This window comes from Comamonas sp. FG99, assembly GCF_057808605.1.
The window spans coordinates 74,897-93,813 of sequence record NZ_JBMDII010000016.1; the positions used below are offsets into that span (position 1 = coordinate 74,897).

Below are 18,917 nucleotides of genomic sequence, written 5' to 3' on the forward strand. Positions count from 1 at the left end.
CCTCTGGGGGTTGTGAATGAACCCGCGATTCTAGCTGCACCAGGAATACCTGAGCGCAAGCTGCCGACGCGAGGAAACGGCATTGACTTTTCCCGAATATCCGGAAATCACATGTACATGCCGCCGTTGACATGCAGCTCCTGCCCGGTCACGTAGCCCGCGCCCTTGGACGCGAGATAGACCACGGCGTTGGCAATGTCTTGCGGCTGGCCGAGCTTGCCGAGGGCGATCTGCGACTGCAGCGCCTTCTTCTGCTCTTCTGGCAGCTGGGCGGTCATGTCGGTCTCGATGAAGCCCGGGGCCACGCAGTTGACCGTGATGCCGCGGCTGCCCAGCTCCTTGGCCAGCGAGCGCGTCATGCCGGCGACGCCGGCCTTGGCGGCCGCGTAGTTGGCCTGGCCGGCATTGCCGGATGCGCCGACCACGCTGGTGATGCTGATGATGCGGCCGTAGCGCTGCTTCATCATCGGGCGGATGGCCGCACGGCTGGCGCCGAACACGGCCTTGAGGTTGGTGCCCAGCACCGCGTCCCAGTCCTCGTCCTTCATGCGCATGGCCAGGGTGTCGCGGGTGATGCCGGCGTTGTTGACCAGCACATGCAGGCCGCCCTGGGTCTTGACGATCTCGTCGATCAGGGCCTCGACGGCGGCGCCGTCGTTGACGTTCAGGTTCACCCCGCGCGAGCCGGGAAAGGCCGCCAGGGCCTGGCCGATGCGCGCCGCGCCCTCGTCGCTGGTGGCGGTGCCCACCACCTGGTAGCCGGCGGCGCCCAGCGCCTGGGCGATGGCGGCGCCGATGCCGCGGGAAGCCCCCGTCACCAGGGCGACTTGCGGGGCGGGCGAGCTTGCGGTGGTTTCGGTCATGCGAGGAGTTCCTGGGTTTCTTTCAGCGTGGCAGGGTCGAAGATGGTGGCGCCGACCAGTTCCGCATCGATGCGCTTGGTCATGCCCGTCAGCACCTTGCCAGGGCCGCACTCTACCAGATGCGTGGCGCCCATCTGGCGCAGCTGCTGCACGCACTCGACCCAGCGCACCGGGCCGAAGGCCTGGCGGTACAGCGCGTCGCGGATCGCGTCCGCGTCCTGCACCACCGCCACGTCGACGTTGTTGAGCACCGGGATCTGCGGCGCCTGCAGCTGCAGGCCGGCCAGCGCGGCCTTGAGCTTTTCGGCCGCGGGCTTCATCAGGCTGGAGTGGAACGGCGCCGACACCGGCAGCGGCAGCGCGCGCTTGGCGCCGGCCGCCTTCAGCAGCTCGCAGGCCTTGTCCACGCCGGCCTTGGTGCCGGCGATCACGGTCTGGGCCGGGTCGTTGAAGTTCACCGCCTCGACCACTTCGGCCGAACCCGGGCCGAAGGATGCGGCCGCCTCGCGGCAGCCTTCGATGACCTTGCCGGCCTCCATGCCCAGCACCGCGGCCATGGCGCCCACGCCCACCGGCACCGCCTCCTGCATGGCCGCGCCGCGCAGGCGCACCAGCGGCGCGGCCTGCGCCAGCGTCAGCACGCCGGCGGCCACCAGGGCCGAATACTCGCCCAGCGAATGCCCGGCCAGCGCCAGCGGCAGCGCGCCGCCCTCGGCGCGCCACACGCGCCAGGCGGCCACGCCGGCCAGCAGCATCACCGGCTGGGTGTTGGCGGTCAGCGCCAGCGCTTCCTTGGGGCCGCCATGGATCAGCGCGCCCAGGTCCTCGCCCAGCGCATCGGAGGCTTCCTGCACCGCCTCGCGCACCGCCGGGTGCTCGCCCCAGGCATCGAGCATGCCCACCGATTGCGAGCCCTGGCCGGGGAATACAAATGCGAATTTCTTCATGTTCTTGGTATCAAAAGTGCTTCGACTGCCTATGTACGAATAGCCTGGCGCTACATCTTGATGAGCACCGCCCCCCAGGTGAAGCCGCCGCCCACGCCTTCGAGCAGCACATGCTGGCCCTTGCGGATCTGGCCGGCGCGCACCGCATGGTCGAGCGCCAGCGGTATCGATGCGGCCGAGGTGTTGCCGTGCTGGTCAACCGTGACCACGACCTTCTCGGGCGGCAGCTTCAGCCGCTTGGCCGTGCCCTGCATGATGCGCAGGTTGGCCTGGTGCGGCACCAGCCAGTCGATGTCGGATTCGGTCAGGCCGGCCTTGGCCAGCGTGGCGCGGGCCGCCTTGTCGAGCACGCCCACCGCGAGCTTGAAGACCGCCTGGCCGTCCATGTGCAGCAGCGGCTCGCCGATCACCTGGCCGCCCGAGACGTGGCCCGGCACGCACAGGATGCCTACATGGCTGCCGTCGGCACGCAGCTCGCTCGCCAGGATGCCGGGCTCGCTGGCGGCTTCGAGCACCACCGCGCCCGCGCCGTCGCCGAACAGCACGCAGGTGGTGCGGTCGTTGAAGTTGAGGATGCGGCTGAAGACCTCGGCGCCAACCACCAGGGCGCGCCGGGCGGTGCCGGCCTTGATCATCGCATCGGCCACCGACAGTGCATAGACGAAGCCGCTGCACACGGCCTGCACGTCGAACGCGGGGCAGCCGTTGGCGCCCAGCTTGTTCTGCAGTATGCAGGCGGACGAGGGGAACACCATGTCCGGCGTGGAGGTGGCGAAGATGATCAGATCGATGTCGGTGGGCTGCAGGCCCGCGGCCTGCAGCGCGTTCTTCGAGGCTTCGAGCGCCAGGTCGCTGCTGGTCACTTCGGGGGCCGCGAAATGGCGGGCCTTGATGCCGGTGCGCTCCACGATCCACTCGTCGGAAGTCTCCAGGCCGCGCGTTGCCATCTCGGCCGCCAGCTCGTCGTTGGTCACCCGGCGCGGCGGCAGGTAGCTGCCGGTTCCGGTAATGCGGGAATAGATTTGCATCAGATTCAGGAGGATGACGATTCCGTGACTATAGCGCCCGCGGGCACCAACAGATGTGCCGCATGCTCGATCTTGGCCTGCACCCGCCCGACCAGGTCGTGGCGGGCCGCCTCGTAGGCGCGGTTGAGCGCCTGCTCGAAGCCCAGCACGTCGGCCGAGCCATGGCTCTTGAACACCAGGCCGCGCAGCCCGAGCAGCGCCGCGCCGTTGTAGCGGCGGTGGTCCATGCGCCTCATCAGCGCAGATAGCACCGGATAAGCGATGATGGCAGCCATTTTTGTGAAGATATTGCGCTTGAACTCTTGCTTGAGTCCGCCCACGATCATGCTGGCCACGCCCTCGCTGGCCTTGAGCGCCACATTGCCCACGAAGCCGTCGCAGACCACGATATCCACGGTGCCCTTGTAGATATCGTTGCCCTCGACATTGCCGAAGAAGTTCAGGTCGCCCGCCTGCCCCGCGGCGCGCAGCAGCTCGCCGGCGCGCTTGATGGTCTCGCTGCCCTTGATGGCTTCCTCGCCGATGTTGAGCAGGCCCACGCTGGGGTTGTCCTTGTCCTGCAGCGCGCCGACCAGGGCGGTGCCCATCACCGCGAACTGCAGCAGGTGCTCGGCCGAGCAGTCGACGTTGGCGCCCAGGTCGAGCACCGTGGTGGCGCCGCCCTTGGCATGCGGCATCTGCGTGGCGATGGCCGGGCGGTCGATGCCGTCCAGCGTCTTGAGCAGGTAGCGGGCAATGGCCATCAGCGCGCCAGTGTTGCCGGCCGAGACCGCGACCTGCGCGGCGCCGGACTTGACCTGGGCAATCGCCACGCGCATGGACGAGTCCTTCTTCTTGCGCAGCGCCACCTCGACCGGATCGTCCATGGTGACGACCTCGCTGGCCACCACCACGCTGGCGCGTTCGTGCTCGAATGGTTGCAGGCGCTCGGCCTGGCCCACCAGCAGCAGGCGCGCCTCGGGGTGCTTGTCGAGAAAACGTTTGCAGGCCTCCAGGGTCACCGGCGGCCCGGCGTCCCCTCCCATGCAGTCAACAGCCAAAGTGATCATATGTAGACAAGAAGCTCAAACAGCCCAAACAAACCTGACTATTCTGCCGCAGAATAGGCAAAGGCCCGCGCTACACCAAATGTAGCTGCGGGCCTTGGGTAGGTCTAAGCTCAGGCTTCCGACTTGTTCTTCAGCACCTGGCGGCCACGGTAGAAGCCGTTGGGGCTGATGTGGTGGCGCAGGTGGGTTTCGCCGGTGGTGGGCTCCACGGCGATGCCGGGCACATTCAGGGCGTTGTGCGAACGGTGCATGCCGCGCTTGGAAGGAGATTTCTTGTTTTGCTGAACAGCCATGATGGCTCCTGAGTCTTGAAGGGTTGGTAAATACGCGATCAGCCCATTAAAGACACGAGGGGGTTTCGCGCGAAGCCTTGGATTATAACAAGAATGTTTTTGGGCCCGCAATCATTCCCCACTCTTGTCGATCCGCAGGCGGGCCAGCGCCGCGAACGGGTTCGCCTTTTCGCTGCCGCTGGCTTCGAACTCGGGCGACGAGGCGCTGAGCTGGACCGTATCCGGGCACTGCGCGTGCATGGGCACCATGGGCACCGCCATCAGCAGTTCGTCCTCGACCAGCTCGCGCAGCTCGAAATCGCGGCTGGCAACCAGCACGTCCTCATCGCTGTCCTCGTCCTCGGCCGCGGCGGTGGCCTCGTCCGCCACGAAGCGGAAGGACCGCTCGGCCTGCACCGGGATCAGCGCGGGCTGCAGGCAGCGCTGGCAGGTCAGCGTCAAATCCACGCTGGCGTGCAGGTGCAGCCATGCGCGGCCGGCCGAGCCGGATTCGGCCTGCCATTCGCCATCGGCCTGCCAGCGCACCAGCGCCTCGGGCGCGCCCGCCACCTGCTCCTGCGCCAGGCGGGCAAAGCGCGCCAGCGGCTCATCGCCCTCCAGCCGCCCCTGCTGCTTGGCGAAAGCGTTGATGTCCAGGCGATCCGCAGAAAATTCCTTCGTCATGCCCGGCAGTGTAAGAGAATCTGCCCCCATGACCGTGCAACGCCCCCTGATCCTGGGCTCCACCTCGCGCTACCGCCGCGAGCTGCTGGAGCGCTTTCGCCTGCCCTTCGAAGTGCTGGCCCCCGATGTCGACGAGACTCCGCGCGCCGGCGAATCCCCCGCCGCCCTGGCCAGCCGGCTGGCGCTGGCCAAGGCCCAGGCCGTGGCCGCGCAGCGCCCCGAGGCCATCGTGATCGGCTCCGACCAGGTGGCCGACCTGCTGGGCCGGCCGCTGGGCAAGCCGCTGGCGCATGACAAGGCGGTGGCGCAGCTGCAGGCGATGCGCGGCCACACCGTGCTGTTCCATACCGCGGTGGCGGTGGTGTGCCAGGCCTCGGGCTTCGTGCAAAGCGACACCGCGGTGATCAGCGTGCGCTTTCGCCAGCTGGCCGACGCCGAGATCGAGCGCTACCTGCGCGCCGAGCAGCCCTACGACTGCGCCGGCAGCGCCAAGAGCGAGGGCCTGGGCATCACCCTGCTCGACGCCATGGACAGCGACGATCCCACCGCGCTGGTGGGGCTGCCGCTGATCCGCACCGCCCGCATGCTGCGCGCGGCCGGAATGGTGCTGCCATGAGTGCTGCCATGAGCGCTCCCTCCCCCGCGCCCGGCACGCTCTACCTGGTGCCCGCGCCGCTGGATTTCGGCTGCGACGCGGCGGCGCCGCTGGTCGATGTGCTGCCCGAGCACAGCCTGCGCACCGCCGCGCGGCTCACGCACTGGGTCTGCGAGAACGCCAAGAGCTGCCGCGCCTATCTCAAGCGCATCGATGCGCTGCACCCGCTGGCGGCGCCACTGCAGCAGCAGCACATCGCCGAGCTGCCGCGCGAGGCACACAAGAAGGGCGACCACGGCGGCAAGGGCAGCGCCAGCTTCGATGCGGCGGCGCTGCTGGCACCGCTGCTGGCGGGGCACGACATGGGCCTGGTCAGCGAGGCCGGCATGCCGGCGGTGGCCGATCCGGGCAGCTCCATCGTGCGCGCCGCGCACGAAGCGGGCGCACCGGTGGTGCCGCTGGTGGGGCCGGTGTCGCTGCTGCTGGCGCTGGCGGCCAGCGGGCTGAACGGCCAGAATTTCGCCTTCGTCGGCTATGTGCCCAGCGATGCGGCCGAGCGCGCCGCGCGGCTGCGCGAGCTGGAGCAGCTGGCGCTGCGCCAGGGCCAGACCCAGCTCTTCATCGAGACGCCCTACCGCAATGCCGCGCTGCTGCAGGCGCTGCTGCAGACCCTGCAGCCGCATACGCGCTTGTCGGTTTCCAGCGGCCTCACGCTGGCTGCGGCGCGTACCCAAAGCCAGACGGTGCGCCAGTGGAAGGGCGGGCAACCCGTGCTGGACAACCGCACGCCGATGGTGTTTGCCATCGGCCGCTGATTGCCGCGGACCGGGGCCGGGCCTCAGCGCAGCGTGGGCAGCGCGCCCTTCATCGCCTGCACCGCGCCGCTGCCCATGGCCGCGCCAAAGCGCTTGGCCAGGCGCTCGGCCACGTTGTCGCGGCGGGTGTAGTCGACGATCTCCTCGGCGCCGACCACGTCGCGGGCCACATGGTCCACGCTGGCCAGGCCGTCGGCCAGGCCCATTTCCACCGCCTGCTGGCCGGTCCAGAACAGGCCGCTGAAGGTGTCGGGCGTTTCCTTCAGGCGATTGCCGCGCCCTTCCTTGACCACGGTGATGAACTGCTTGTGGATCTGGTCGAGCATGCTTTGCGCGTAGGCGCGCTGCTTGTCGCTCATGGGGCTGAACGGATCGAGCATGCCCTTGTTCTCGCCAGCGGTGAGCAGGCGGCGCTCGACGCCGAGTTTTTCCATCGTGCCGGTGAAGCCAAAGCCGTCCATCAGCACGCCGATGCTGCCGACGATGCTGGCCTTGTCCACATAGATCTTGTCGGCCGCGGCGGCGATGTAGTAGGCCGCCGAAGCGCAGGTCTCCTCGACCACCGCGTACATCGGCTTCTTGTGCAGGGCCTTGAGGCGCACGATCTCGTCATTGATCATGCCGGCCTGCACCGGGCTGCCGCCGGGCGAGTTGATGAGCAGCACCACCGCCTTGGAGCCGGAGTCCTCGAAGGCCGAGCGCAGCGCGGCGATCACGAATTCGGCGCTCGCATCCGCGCCCGAGGCGATCTCGCCCTTGAGCTCCACCACCGCGGTGTGGCTGGGCGAATTGGTGGCCGGCGCCTCGGTCTTGAACAGGTAGATCGCCAGCGCGACGAACAGCAGCAGCCACGACAGGCGAAAGAAGATCCGCCAGCGGCGCGCCGAGCGCTGCTCCTTGAGCCAGTCGGACGCCAGCCGCTCCAGCGCCAGGCGCTCGCGCAGCTCGCCGGAGGCAGCCGAGGCCGAGGCCGCGGCATCGGGCCTGGGCCCGGCCTGCCCCCACAGATCGGGCGCAGCGCTGCTGCCGTCGGGGGTTTGCGAAGCATTCATATCAAAACTCGACAGGTTTCAAACGGTCATCGGAGCACCAGTACACCACGCCGGCCTGCTCCACCAGTGCTATCTTGACCAGGCCGCCCCGGCATGGGCCACCGGCGCATGCGCCGGTATCGGGCCGGTAGGCCGCGCCATGCGTGGCGCACAGCAGCCATTCGCCGCTGTCGTCGAAGAAGCGCCCCTCCTGGTAATCCATCTCCATCGCCACATGGCTGCAGCGGTTGAGATAGGCGTGCACCGCGCCCTGGTAGCGGATGGCGAAGGCCCGGCAGGCCTGGCCGGCCAGCGCCACGTCGAAGGCCACGGCGCGGCCGCCATTGCTCAGCGCCGCGCTATCGCACAGCGCAATCCGCCGCTCGCCGGTATCGCTCATCGCCTGCTCCATGGCTATGCATTGTCTGCCATCCAGCGTTGCAGATGCGCAACAGTATCAGCCACATACAGGGGCCGAAAGGCCTCGAAGCCCGCGGCATCGTGGGCGCCGTAGCTCACGCCCACGCTGGCGCAACCGGCATTGACGGCCATCTCCAGGTCGTGGGTGGTGTCGCCCACCATGAGCACGCGCGCCGGCTCCACGTCGAGCTCGGCCATCAGCTCCTGCAGCATCAGCGGGCTGGGCTTGCCGGCGGTCTCGTCGGCGGTGCGCGAGGCATGAAAGCGCCCCTTCAGCAGCGTGGTCGCCAGCACCTCGTCGAGCCCGCGCCGGCTCTTGCCGGTGGCCACCGCCAGCAGGTGGCCGCTGCCGGCCAGCGCGTCGAGCAGCGGCAGCACGCCATCGAACAGCGTGACCTCCTCCTGCCGGCGCAGGTAGTGGTAGCGGTAGCGGCTGCCCAGCTCGGCGTGGCGCCCGGCGGGCACGTCGGGCGCGGCGTGGGCGAGCGCGCGACTCAGGCTCATGCCGATGACGTACTTCGCCGCCTCCAGCGTGGGCACGGTGCCGCCCACATCGCGCACCGCATCCTGGATGCTCAGCGCAATGGCCGCGGCAGAGTCGAACAGGGTGCCATCCCAGTCAAAGGCGATCAGGTCAAATCGTCGGCTCATGGCGATACAAAAAATAAGAGCATCTTGCGCGCTTTCATCAATGGTTTCAAATAGTTTTCAATTCAAAAACAAGATGATACCAATGCTGGCAGCTATGGTTTTTTCAGGATTCTGCCGCATTCCCCGGCTGGTCCACGGCGGCCGCGACGAACCCGGCCAGCTCGGGCGGCAGCCCAGCGTTCAGCGTGATGCGCTCGCCCGACTGCGGGTGCGTGAACTGCAGCCGCCAGGCATGCAGGAACATGCGCTTGAGCCCCAGCTTGGCCACGCGGCGGTTGAGCTCGAAGTCGCCGTACTTCTCGTCGCCCACGATGGCGCAGCCCTGGCTCGCCAGGTGCACCCGGATCTGGTGCGTGCGCCCGGTCTTGATCGTGACCTCCAGCAGACTCATCGCCGGCAGGCCCTGCGCATGGCGCGCCGCCAGCACCTGGCGCACCTTGACCAGCGACACCGAGCGCATGCCCTCGGGGTCGTCCGCGGTGGTGGTGCGCACGCGCCGCTCGCCATCGGGCAGCAGGTACTTGCGCAGCGGCAGGTCGATCACCCTCTTGCCGGCCGGCCATTCGCCGATCACCAGCGCCAGGTAGGTCTTGCCCGTCTCGCGCTCGCGGAACTGGTCCTGCAGATGGGTCAGCGCCGAGCGCTTCTTGGCCACCAGCAGGATGCCCGAGGTCTCGCGGTCCAGCCGGTGCACCAGCTCCAGAAAGCGCGCCGCGGGGCGGGCGCGGCGCAGTTGCTCGATCACGCCGAAGCTCACGCCGCTGCCGCCGTGCACCGCCACGCCGGCGGGCTTGTCGATCGCCAGCAGCGCCTCGTCCTCGAACAGCAGCGGGAACTCACGGCCCGGCACCGCCAGCTCCGCGCCCTCGGGCCGCTCGGCCATGCGCACTGGCGGAATGCGCACCACGTCGCCGCCCTGCACGCGCGCATCGGCCGAGGTGCGACCCTTGTTGATGCGCACCTCGCCGCTGCGGATGATGCGGTAGACATGGGTCTTGGGCACGCCCTTGAGATGGCGCATCAGGAAATTGTCCAGGCGCTGGCCCGCGTCGTCCGCATGGACCAGGATCTGCCTGACGTTTGCAGCAGCTGGCGTGGCAGACCCTGCTGAAGATGGGACCGGAGATGCATCGGCAGCGCGGGCAGCGCCCGGATTGCCCCCTATAATGTGTTTCACCTGCGCGTCACAAAAGTGGATGGTTGACCGGTGAGCAGTTTAATTCACCCGTCATGCCCCTGTTGCGAGGCCGCGCAGGCAGGTCGATGCCCAAGTGCCCGCCGGTTTGCGGCTTGGCACAGCGGACAGACGCTGAGAAACAATCGAATAAACGGATTTCCGACCGGCAGTCCGCCTGCATGCATCCCATGTGCGGCGCGCTGCCCGTCTTCCAACCGCGAGCATGTTGATACTTTGGACATGGATGGTCAGTCTCTGGCGCACGCTCAAGCGTGCGCCCGCTGCCGTTCTGGTCCGCGCCATGCTCCCGTCCCCTGGGCCTGAAGCCCGGCCAGTCATTCAAAGCCGTGCAAACAAGCATCGGCTGGCCGGTTATGTCTGCGCCCTCTCCCGCGTGCCCAAGCCGCCCTTGCTGACATGAGTACCCCCAGCAACGCCATGGCACGCCCTGTTATTCCATTCGTTTCTCTGCGTCCGTCCAAGCATCTGTGGCTCCACTGAGGGCTGTATGTGTCAGGAATTGGAGGCCGGCGTGCACCACGCCGGCCCCGCATGAAAGAGGACCCGCATCATGAAACGGATGCTGATCAATGCTACCCAGGCCGAAGAGCGCCGCCTTGCCATCGTCGACGGCCAGAAGCTGCTGGACTACGAGATCGAGATCGAGGGCCGCGAACAGCGCAAGGGCAATATCTACAAGGCGGTGGTCACGCGCGTGGAGCCGTCGCTGGAAGCCTGCTTCGTCGACTACGGCGAGGACCGCCACGGCTTCCTGCCGTTCAAGGAGATCTCCAAGCAGTACTTCGCCGAGGGCGTCTCGCCCAGCCAGGCGCGCATCAATGACGTGATCCGCGAAGGCCAGGAGATGATCGTCCAGGTCGAGAAGGAAGAGCGCGGCAACAAGGGCGCGGCGCTGACCACCTTCATCTCGCTGGCCGGCCGCTACGTGGTGCTGATGCCCAACAACCCGCGCGGCGGCGGCGTGAGCCGCCGCATCGAAGGCGAGGACCGCGCCGAGCTCAAGGAGGCGATGGACCAGCTCGAATACCCCAAGGGCATGTCCATCATCGCGCGCACCGCCGGCATCGGCCGCGCCGCGCCCGAGTTGCAGTGGGACCTGAACTACCTGCTCAAGCTGTGGAACGCGATCGACGGCGCCGCCAAGGCCAGCAACGGCGCCTTCCTGATCTACCAGGAGTCGAGCCTGGTGATCCGCGCCATCCGCGACTACTTCAACAATGACATCGGCGACATCCTGATCGACACCGACGACATCTACGAGCAGGCGCAGCAGTTCATGGCGCACGTCATGCCCGAGCATGCCGCGCGCGTCAAGCGCTACCGCGACGACGCGCCGCTGTTCAGCCGCTTCCAGATCGAGCACCAGATCGAATCGGCCTACTCGCGCACCGTGACCCTGCCGTCCGGCGGCGCCATCGTCATCGACCACACCGAGGCCCTGGTCTCCATCGACGTGAACTCGGCCCGCGCCATCAAGGGCGGCGACATCGAGGAAACCGCCACCCGCACCAACCTGGAGGCCGCCGACGAAGTGGCGCGCCAGATGCGCCTGCGCGACCTGGGTGGCTTGGTGGTGATCGACTTCATCGACATGGAGGAGAGCAAGAACCGCCGCGAGGTCGAGAACCGCCTGCGCGACGCGCTGCGCCAGGACCGCGCCCGCGTGCAGTTCGGCACCATCAGCAAGTTCGGCCTCATGGAGATGAGCCGCCAGCGCCTCAAGCCCGCCCTCTCCGAAGGCGCGCACATCAACTGCCCGCGCTGCGGCGGCTCGGGCCACATCCGCGATGCGGAAAGCTCCGCGCTGCAAACGCTGCGCATCATCCAGGAAGAGGCGATGAAGGACAACACCGCCGCGGTGCAATGCCAGGTGCCGGTGGAAGTGGCCTCGTTCCTGCTCAACGAAAAGCGCACCGAGATCCAGAAGCTGGAGATCAAGCAGCGCGTCTCGATCACCATCATCCCCAACCGCTCGCTGGAGACGCCGCACTACAAGCTCGATCGCCTCAAGCACGACGACGCCCGCCTCGACTCGCAGGAATCGAGCTACAAGCTCGCCGACGAGACCGAAGAGCCGCTCACCTTCACCCGCCGCTCGCAGGAGCCCACCAATAAGCAGACCCCGGTGATCAAGGGCGTGCTGCCCGACGCGCCCGCGCCGGTGGCCGAGCCGCGCCCGCCGCGCGCCGAAAAGCCCGCCCCGGCGCCTGCGCCCGCCGTGGCACCGGTGCCCGCACCCGTGCCGGTGCAGGAAACCGGCCTCCTCGCCTGGATCAAGCGCCTGCTGGGTCTGGCTCCGGCGCCGGCACCAGTAGTGGCCACGCCTGCGCCGGCCGCCGCCGAGCCCGCCAAGGAGCAGCGCCGCGAAGGCAACCGGGAAGGCCGTGGCGGCAACCGCCGCAACAGTGGCCGTGACGGCAGCCGCCCACCCCGTCCGGAACGCGCCGAGGCCGGCGAAGGCCGCGAGCCGCGCGAGGGCCGTGACGGCCGCAGCGGCCGCGGCGACAAGCGTGAAGAACGCCGCGATGGCGAAGCCCGCGACGGCAACCGTGACGGCCGCCGCAACCGCGGCGAGCGTCCCGAGCGCAGCCGCCGCGATGCCGAAACCGTGGTGAGCGACGCCGCCACCCAGGCGCCGGCGAACGCCGCACCGGCATCCGACCGCCCTGAGCGTGCCGAGCGCACACCGCGCGACAACCGCCGCGAGCGCAACAGTGAGCGTGCCGAGCGCGCCGACAACCGCCCTGCCGTGGACGAAGCCCAGGCCGCCAACCCGGCAGCCCTGGCCGAAGCTGGCGCAGCCGCCATCGCCGCCCTGCCCTCGCTGGACCTGGTCGATGGCAGCACGGCCCCGGACGAAGGCGCAGCGGCCAACGGCGAGCGCCGCGAGCGCCGCTCCCGCGACCGCTACGGCCGCGATCGCCGCAACCGTGGCGAGCGCGCCGACCGTCCGCATGAAGAGCAGCGCGACGAACTGACGGCCGACGCCGATGCCGGCGTGCCTCAGGAAGCGCCCGAGTCCGTCGCCAGCGAGGCCGCCGATGCGTCCGCACCGCGCCGCAGCTACTTCGACAGCAGCGCCGCCGCACCGGCACCTGCCGCTGTGGCCGAGCAGGCACCGGCGGCAGAAGCTGCCGCGCCCGTGGCCGCCCCTGTCGCAGCAGCACCGGTGGTATCCGCCCCTGCTGCGGCCCCGGTGGCCGCAGCGCCGGCAACCGTGCCCGTCACAGCGCCTGTCGCCACCGCGCCAGCCGCAGTCGCCGCCACCGGCCTGCCCCGCGTCGCCAGCTACGTGCTGCCGCTGACCGACCTGGAAGGCATCGCCAGCCAGGCCGGCCTGCAGTGGGTCAACTCCGACGCCGACAAGGTCGCCCGAGTGCAGGCCGCCATCGCCGCCGAGCCCGCCCCCGTGCGCGTGCCGCGCGAGCGTCCCCCGCTGGTCGTCCTCGACGAAGGCCCGCTGGTGCTGGTGGAAACCCGCCGCGATCTGAACGCGCTGGTGCTGCCCTTCGAGCAGGAAGAGCGTTGAGCGTTGAGCGTTGAGCGTTGAGCGTTGAGCGTTGAGCATTGAGCATTGAGCGAGCAGGGTATCCTTGCGGGCACGCTCAACGCGCAACCCCCAACGCAAAACCTCACCATGCTGTTCCTGCTCTCCCCCGCCAAATCGCTGGACTACGAAACCCCGCTGCCGCCGGCGCTGGCCAAGAAACTGCCGGCCACCGAGCCGCAGTTCGTGCCGCAGTCGGCTGAGCTGATCGAGGTGCTGCAGGGCAAGACGCCCGCGCAGATCGCCAGCCTGATGGACATCAGCGACAAGCTCGCCACGCTCAACGCCGCGCGCTACGCGGCCTGGGAGCCGCGCTTTCATGCCGGCAATGCGCGCCAGGCGGTGCTCGCCTTCGACGGCGACGTCTACGACGGCCTGCAGGCCAGAAGCCTCAGCCCACGGCAGCTCGAATGGGCACAGCAGCACATCGCCATCCTCAGCGGCCTGTACGGCGTGCTGCGCCCGCTCGACCTGATGCAGCCCTACCGCCTGGAAATGGGTACCCGCCTGGCCACCGCGCATGGCCAGAACCTGTACCAGTTCTGGGGCAGCCGCATCGCCGACCACCTGAACCGCCAGCAGGCCGACGAGGAGCGCCCGATCGTGGTCAACCTCGCCTCGCAGGAATATTTCAAGTCGGTGGACCGCCGCGCGCTGCGCGCCCGCGTGCTCGACTGCAGCTTCGAGGACTGGAAGAGCGGCCAGTACAAGATCATCAGCTTCTTCGCCAAGAAGGCGCGCGGCCTGATGGCGCGCCACGCGGTGCAGCACCGCCTGGGCAGCGTGGCCGCGCTGAAGAAATTCGACGCCGACGGCTATGCCTTCGCCAGCGAGGTATCCACGGCCGACCATTTGGTCTTTCGCCGCCGCGTGGCTTAACATGGCCCGAACGCCCCTGGTTTGAACGAAAGGAAAACACTGCATGTCCGCCGCCAGCCAGCCCATCACACCCGAACTGCGTGCCTGGATCATCGAGCAGGCCAGCGCGGGCGTGAACGCCGAAGCCGTCTTCAAGGCCATGTGCGATGCCGGCTGGAGCCCCGACGTGGCCGAGAACGCGATGGAGCTGGTGCTGACCGAGCACCTCGCCGCGCAGCAGCAAGCGCCCAGCGCCGCCGCCGCGCCGCTGCCCGGGCCCGACCTCAGCGGCTCGCCCGGCAGCATCGACGTGGGCGACCGCGAAGTCTCGGTGCTGCTCGCGATGCAGCATCCGCGCATCGTGGTCTTCGGCAACCTGCTGTCCGACGCGGAGTGCGAGGCCCTCATCAGCGATGCCGACCCGCGCATGAAACGCTCGCTCACCGTGCAGAACCAGACCGGCGGCGAAGAGATCAATGCCGACCGCACCAGCGACGGCATGTTCTTCGCGCGCGGTGAAACCCCGGTCGTCGCCCGGCTCGAGGCGCGCGTCGCCAGGCTGCTGAACTGGCCGCTCGAAAACGGCGAAGGCCTGCAGGTGCTGCACTACCGGCCCGGCGCCGAATACAAGCCGCACTACGACTATTTCGACCCCGGCCAGCCCGGCACGCCCACCATCCTCAGGCGCGGCGGCCAGCGCGTGGGCACGCTGGTCATCTACCTCAACAACCCCGAGGCCGGCGGCGGCACGGTCTTTCCCGACGTACAGCTCGAAGTCGCGCCGCGCCGCGGCAACGCGGTGTTCTTCAGCTACGCCACGCCCGATCCGTCGAGCAAGTCGCTGCATGGCGGCACGCCCGTCGTGCGCGGCGAGAAATGGGTGGCCACCAAATGGCTGCGCCAGGGCGAATTCCACTAAGCCACCGTCCCAACTACCATGTCTCCCACCCACACCCCCGAGCAATCGCCGCTCGGCCAGGCCTCGGCCTATATCGACCAGTACGACCCCACGCTGCTGTTTCCGCTGCCGCGCAGCGCCAAGCGCGCCGAGCTGGGGCTGAGCGAAGGCCAGCTGCCATTTTTCGGCGCCGACCTGTGGACCGCCTACGAACTGTCGTGGCTGAACCTGCGCGGCAAGCCCCAGGTGGCGCTGGCGAGCTTCACCATTCCGTGCGAGACGCCGAACATCGTCGAAAGCAAGTCGTTCAAACTCTATCTCAACAGCTTCAACAACACCCGCTTCGCCTCGGCCGCCGAGGTGCGCGCCAAGCTGCAGGCCGATATTGCCGAGGCCGTATGGCGCGGCGCGCCGCATGCGGCCGGCATAGGCGTGCAGCTGATCGCGCCCGACGCCTTCGACCAGCAGCCGCTGCAGGAGCTGGATGGCCTGAGCCTGGACCGCCTGGACGTGGAATGCACGCACTACCAGCCCGCGCCGCAGCTGCTGACCGCCCTGTTCGACGAGCCCCCGGTCAGCGAAACCCTGGCCAGCGGCCTGCTCAAGAGCAACTGCCTGGTCACCGGCCAGCCCGACTGGGGCAGCGTGCAGATCAGCTACAGCGGCCCCGAGATCAACCAGGCCGGCTTGCTGCAGTACATCGTCAGCTTTCGCAACCACAACGAATTCCACGAGCAGTGCGTCGAGCGCATGTTCATGGACCTCTGGACGCGCTGCAAGCCCATCAGGCTCACGGTCTACGCCCGCTACACGCGCCGCGGCGGGCTGGACATCAACCCCATCCGCACCAGCCATCCGCAGCGCCTGCCGGCCAACGTGCGCACGGCGCGGCAGTAGGGCAGTAGCGCCGCTGTTCGATCAGCGCTGCGCCGTCGCCAGCTTCACCGCCAGCCCCACGAACACCACGGCGGTCACCTTGTTGAGCCAGCGCTGCGCCCGGGGCGAGCGCAGCAGCAGCTGGCCAAACGCGCCCGAGAACAGGGCGATGGCGCCGAACACCAGAAAGGCCGCCAGGATGAACACCGCGCCGAAGGCGAAGATCTGCGGCGCCACCGGACCCAGCGCCGGATCGGCGAACTGCGGCAAGAAGGCCAGGAAGAAGATCAGCACCTTGGGGTTGGTGAGATTCATCACCACGCCGCGGCCCACCATGCGCAGCATCTGCCGGTGGCTTGCCGCATCGCTGGCGCCGCCCGGTGCACCGGCGCCGGCGGTACTGCCGCCGGCAGACACCGGCGCGCGCCAGGCACCCCAGGCCAGGTAGACCAGGTAGGCCGCGCCGCACCACTTGAGCACCGAGAAAGCCACACTTGACGCCGCGAACACCGCCGCCAGCCCCAGTGCCACCGCGCTGGTATGCACCACGATGCCCAGGCACAGACCCACCACCACCGCGATCCCCATGCGCCAGCCGCGCTGGATGGACTGCATCAGCACGAACAGGTTGTCCGGCCCCGGCGACAGGGCCAGCAGCACGGCAACGCCGAAGAAGGCAAACAGAGTATGAAGAGCGGGCATCGGATATCGATCTGCGAAAAAGGGTGTCGGGCGATTATCCCGCGCTCTGCGGCCAGGGCGCAGAGACGATCCAGCCCTCCAGCGGGTCCATGCCGGCGGGCAGGCCGTACCGCGCGTCACCCTCCAGGCGCCGGCACAGCGCCCAGGCCGCCTGCAGCATGCACAGCGCCGCGTCGAGGTGGTCGCCCGAGGCATCGCCGGCCAGCTGCGCCTGCAGCGGCCCACTGGCCTGCAATTGCAGCCGCAGCGGATGCGCGCCCGCGAGCAAGGCCTGCACGATATCGCGGCGGGCGCGGGCGCGCTCCGCGCTCTGGCGGGCGGCAGCGTCGCTTTTGTAGCTGGCCCGCCCGACGATGGATCGCGCCAGCAGGCCCGGGTAGGCTTCCAGCGCCACCTTGGGGCTGGCCGCCGCGTGCAGGCCCGGCAGGTGCACGCCGGCCTGCAGCAGCCGCGGCACGCCGGCATGCAGCATGAAGGCCACCGGCGGGTTCACCCACTTCATCGACGGGCTGGAGCCCGCCGGCCCGTCGGTGGCGCGGTGGGCGAACTTGCCGCCCACCGGGCGGCGCTGGCAGAACGCGGCAAACACGGCACGGATCTCGGCCCGCGACAGGCTGGCGTAGTGCGCCATGCAGGCTAGCCAGTCCTCGGGCCAGCCCAGCTCCCGCACCAGCTCGCGCGGCAGGCCGAAAGGCAGATCGAAGCCGCCCGTCCAGGCGCCATCGGCGCCAAGCCAGCGCGCCCAGGCATCCAGCTCGCTGAAGCGCTCGAAGCCATCGAGCCGCACCGCCCTGCCCTGCAGCCGCCCCAGCGCCACCACCACCGGCTTGCGGCGCGACGGGCTGCTGCTGAAATCGCAGCCCAGCACCTGCATAGAGGCTGGCATGGGCCTGCTCACCCCAGGCCCAGCGCCACAACGCCCAGCGCGATCAGCACCGCGCCGACGATGCGCAGGCCCCGGTCGCCCTCGCCCAGCAAGCGCCCGCCGATCAGCGCGGCGAACAGCATCGACACCTCGCGCGCCGGCGCCACATGCGAGATCGGCGCGAGCTGCACCGCATACAGCACCAGCACGTAGGCGATCGGGCTGAAAATGCCCACCAGCAAGGCAAAGCGCCACTGCTCGCGCCACAGCCGCCGCGCGGCGGGCAGGTCCATCAGGCCCACCGGCGCCAGCACCACGCAGCGCAGCAGGTTGCCGACATAGTCGACCAGGATGGGCGACAGCATCACCACCTTGACCGCATAGCCGTCGACCACGGTATAGGCGGCGATGAACAGCCCGGTGAGCACCCCGTAGTACAGCCCCGCCAGCACGCGCGCCCGGGCCTGCGGCGACACCGGGTGCGCCGCAGTGCGCAGCATGCCGGGGCCGCCGGCGATCAGGAACACCCCCACAACCACGCCGGCGATACCGGCGACGCCCAGCGCCGACAGCCGCTCGCCCAGCAGCAGCACCGCCACCAGCGACGAGAGCAGCGGCCCGGTGCCGCGCGCCAGCGGGTAGACCACGGTGAGGTCGGCCACGCGGTAGCCACGCAGCAGCACCACGAAATACAGCACGTGCAGCAGCGCGCTGGCCGCCACCAGCGCCCATTCGGTGGCGCCCCACAGCGGTACCGCATCGCGCCCCAGCCACCAGCCCAGCGGCGCCCAGACCACGGCCATGCACAGCGAGGTGAACAGCGAAAAGCGGGCATCGCCGCCCGCCTTCTTGGCGACGATGTTCCAGCCGGCGTGGATCACGCCGGCCAGCAGGACCAGGGCAAATGCTTGTAGCGACATAAATCTCAGCGCAGCAGCATGGCCGTCCCAAACAGTCCAAACACCGCCGCGCTCAAACGCGCCATGGTACGCGCAACCACTGGCCTCTGCAGCCACTTGCGCGCCCGCGCCGCCAGCCCGGCGTATGCCGCATGGATGCACACCAGCACTCCACAATAGGCCGCAATACCGGCAAGCAGCCTGGTGGCTGGCGTACCTCCCATCGCATCGGCGGCTGCCAGCTGCGGCAAAACCGACACAAAGAACAGCAGCGATTTGGGATTGCTGGTTTGCAGCAGCGCACCACGCAGCAACAATTGATGCGGCCTCGGCTGGGATGCCTGCCGCTGCGCGGGCAGCGCGCCTGCCGCGCCAGAACGCCGCCAGGCACGATAGGCCAGATACCAGAGATAGCCGGAGCCGGCGCAGGTCAACACCTTGAACATGGCGGGGGATGCCTGCACCAGCAGCCCCACGCCCGCGGCAGACAGCCCCGCCATCACCGCCGCGCCGACAGCCAGGCCCGCAATGCCATACAACGACGAGCGCCAGCCCAGGGTCGCAGCGTTGTCCAGCGACATCATCACGCCCGGGCCCGGGCTGGCCACGGTGGCACAGATCATTGCCAGAAAAAGAAATGCCTGGTTCATGGAACGCGCTGGGGTTGGAATGCGCCGCAGTGTCCGGCACGCAGCGCCACAGCGCCAGCGAATCTTCTG

Annotated in this window: 20 protein-coding genes; 6 read left to right on the forward strand and 14 right to left on the reverse strand. The window is 68.9% G+C overall.

Annotated features, from left to right (window positions below):
* Positions 1 to 107 precede the first annotated feature (107 nt).
* The 6 genes from fabG to ACODRX_RS12830 form a co-directional block, all read right to left on the reverse strand.
* Entirely contained in the window at positions 108 to 863 is a 756-nt protein-coding gene (fabG, locus tag ACODRX_RS12805; RefSeq protein WP_488871886.1) for a 3-oxoacyl-ACP reductase FabG, read from the reverse strand.
* Positions 860 to 1,810: an ACP S-malonyltransferase gene (fabD, locus tag ACODRX_RS12810; protein ID WP_488871887.1), complete on the reverse strand. Its 951-nt coding sequence runs from the start codon at positions 1,808 to 1,810 to the stop codon at positions 860 to 862. The genes fabG and fabD overlap by 4 nt, the downstream gene beginning before the upstream one ends.
* Positions 1,811 to 1,860: 50 nt before the next feature.
* On the reverse strand, positions 1,861 to 2,838 hold the full coding sequence (locus ACODRX_RS12815; protein WP_488871888.1) for a beta-ketoacyl-ACP synthase III: 978 nt from the start codon (positions 2,836 to 2,838) through the stop codon (positions 1,861 to 1,863).
* A 5-nt stretch (positions 2,839 to 2,843) separates the two neighbouring features.
* On the reverse strand, positions 2,844 to 3,887 hold the full coding sequence (gene plsX / locus ACODRX_RS12820) for a phosphate acyltransferase PlsX (RefSeq protein ID WP_488871889.1): 1,044 nt from the start codon (positions 3,885 to 3,887) through the stop codon (positions 2,844 to 2,846).
* A gap of 110 nt (positions 3,888 to 3,997) precedes the next feature.
* Positions 3,998 to 4,180, reverse strand: a complete 183-nt coding sequence (gene rpmF / locus ACODRX_RS12825) for a 50S ribosomal protein L32 (protein ID WP_005794249.1) — start codon at positions 4,178 to 4,180, stop codon at positions 3,998 to 4,000.
* Positions 4,181 to 4,291: 111 nt separating this feature from the next.
* Positions 4,292 to 4,843 carry a YceD family protein gene (locus ACODRX_RS12830; protein WP_488871890.1) on the reverse strand — a complete coding sequence of 184 codons (552 nt, stop codon included), beginning with the start codon at positions 4,841 to 4,843 and terminating at the stop codon, positions 4,292 to 4,294.
* Between the two features lie 28 nt (positions 4,844 to 4,871).
* Here ACODRX_RS12830 and ACODRX_RS12835 point away from each other — a divergent pair, with 28 nt between their 5' ends.
* A complete protein-coding gene (locus tag ACODRX_RS12835; RefSeq protein ID WP_488871891.1) occupies positions 4,872 to 5,459 on the forward strand; it encodes a Maf family nucleotide pyrophosphatase in 588 nt (195 codons plus the stop codon).
* Positions 5,460 to 5,467: 8 nt separating this feature from the next.
* A complete protein-coding gene (locus ACODRX_RS12840; RefSeq protein WP_488871892.1) occupies positions 5,468 to 6,253 on the forward strand; it encodes an SAM-dependent methyltransferase in 786 nt (261 codons plus the stop codon).
* A 23-nt stretch (positions 6,254 to 6,276) separates the two neighbouring features.
* On the opposite strand, the gene ACODRX_RS12845 is transcribed toward ACODRX_RS12840, so the two are convergent.
* The 4 genes from ACODRX_RS12845 to ACODRX_RS12860 all read right to left on the reverse strand — a co-directional run bounded on the left by ACODRX_RS12845 (position 6,277) and on the right by ACODRX_RS12860 (position 9,532).
* The gene (locus ACODRX_RS12845; RefSeq protein ID WP_488871893.1) at positions 6,277 to 7,305 is read right to left on the reverse strand and encodes a S49 family peptidase; all 1,029 of its coding nucleotides are present in this window, start codon (positions 7,303 to 7,305) and stop codon (positions 6,277 to 6,279) included.
* Position 7,306: 1 nt separating this feature from the next.
* On the reverse strand, positions 7,307 to 7,684 hold the full coding sequence (locus ACODRX_RS12850; RefSeq protein ID WP_488871894.1) for a Rieske (2Fe-2S) protein: 378 nt from the start codon (positions 7,682 to 7,684) through the stop codon (positions 7,307 to 7,309).
* Between the two features lie 14 nt (positions 7,685 to 7,698).
* Complete coding sequence (locus ACODRX_RS12855) at positions 7,699 to 8,355, reverse strand: HAD-IA family hydrolase (RefSeq protein ID WP_488871895.1); 657 nt, start codon at positions 8,353 to 8,355, stop codon at positions 7,699 to 7,701.
* A 103-nt stretch (positions 8,356 to 8,458) separates the two neighbouring features.
* The gene (locus ACODRX_RS12860; RefSeq protein WP_488871896.1) at positions 8,459 to 9,532 is read right to left on the reverse strand and encodes an RluA family pseudouridine synthase; all 1,074 of its coding nucleotides are present in this window, start codon (positions 9,530 to 9,532) and stop codon (positions 8,459 to 8,461) included.
* Between the two features lie 571 nt (positions 9,533 to 10,103).
* On the opposite strand from ACODRX_RS12860, the gene ACODRX_RS12865 reads away from it, so the two are divergent.
* The 4 genes from ACODRX_RS12865 to queF all read left to right on the forward strand — a co-directional run bounded on the left by ACODRX_RS12865 (position 10,104) and on the right by queF (position 15,753).
* Positions 10,104 to 13,082: an Rne/Rng family ribonuclease gene (locus tag ACODRX_RS12865; protein WP_488871897.1), complete on the forward strand. Its 2,979-nt coding sequence runs from the start codon at positions 10,104 to 10,106 to the stop codon at positions 13,080 to 13,082.
* Between the two features lie 108 nt (positions 13,083 to 13,190).
* Positions 13,191 to 13,979 carry a peroxide stress protein YaaA gene (gene yaaA / locus ACODRX_RS12870; protein ID WP_488871898.1) on the forward strand — a complete coding sequence of 263 codons (789 nt, stop codon included), beginning with the start codon at positions 13,191 to 13,193 and terminating at the stop codon, positions 13,977 to 13,979.
* Positions 13,980 to 14,022: 43 nt separating this feature from the next.
* Entirely contained in the window at positions 14,023 to 14,877 is an 855-nt protein-coding gene (locus ACODRX_RS12875) for a 2OG-Fe(II) oxygenase (protein WP_488871899.1), read from the forward strand.
* Positions 14,878 to 14,895: 18 nt separating this feature from the next.
* A complete protein-coding gene (gene queF, locus ACODRX_RS12880) occupies positions 14,896 to 15,753 on the forward strand; it encodes an NADPH-dependent 7-cyano-7-deazaguanine reductase QueF (protein WP_488871901.1) in 858 nt (285 codons plus the stop codon).
* Between the two features lie 21 nt (positions 15,754 to 15,774).
* On the opposite strand, the gene ACODRX_RS12885 is transcribed toward queF, so the two are convergent.
* The 4 genes from ACODRX_RS12885 to ACODRX_RS12900 are packed head-to-tail and all read right to left on the reverse strand — an operon-like array spanning position 15,775 to position 18,848.
* Positions 15,775 to 16,434, reverse strand: a complete 660-nt coding sequence (locus ACODRX_RS12885) for a LysE family translocator (protein WP_488871902.1) — start codon at positions 16,432 to 16,434, stop codon at positions 15,775 to 15,777.
* A 34-nt stretch (positions 16,435 to 16,468) separates the two neighbouring features.
* Positions 16,469 to 17,320: a DUF429 domain-containing protein gene (locus ACODRX_RS12890; RefSeq protein ID WP_488871903.1), complete on the reverse strand. Its 852-nt coding sequence runs from the start codon at positions 17,318 to 17,320 to the stop codon at positions 16,469 to 16,471.
* An 8-nt stretch (positions 17,321 to 17,328) separates the two neighbouring features.
* The gene (locus ACODRX_RS12895) at positions 17,329 to 18,219 is read right to left on the reverse strand and encodes an EamA family transporter (RefSeq protein ID WP_488871904.1); all 891 of its coding nucleotides are present in this window, start codon (positions 18,217 to 18,219) and stop codon (positions 17,329 to 17,331) included.
* Positions 18,220 to 18,224: 5 nt separating this feature from the next.
* The gene (locus ACODRX_RS12900; protein ID WP_488871905.1) at positions 18,225 to 18,848 is read right to left on the reverse strand and encodes a LysE family translocator; all 624 of its coding nucleotides are present in this window, start codon (positions 18,846 to 18,848) and stop codon (positions 18,225 to 18,227) included.
* Between the last annotated feature and the right edge of the window lie 69 nt (positions 18,849 to 18,917).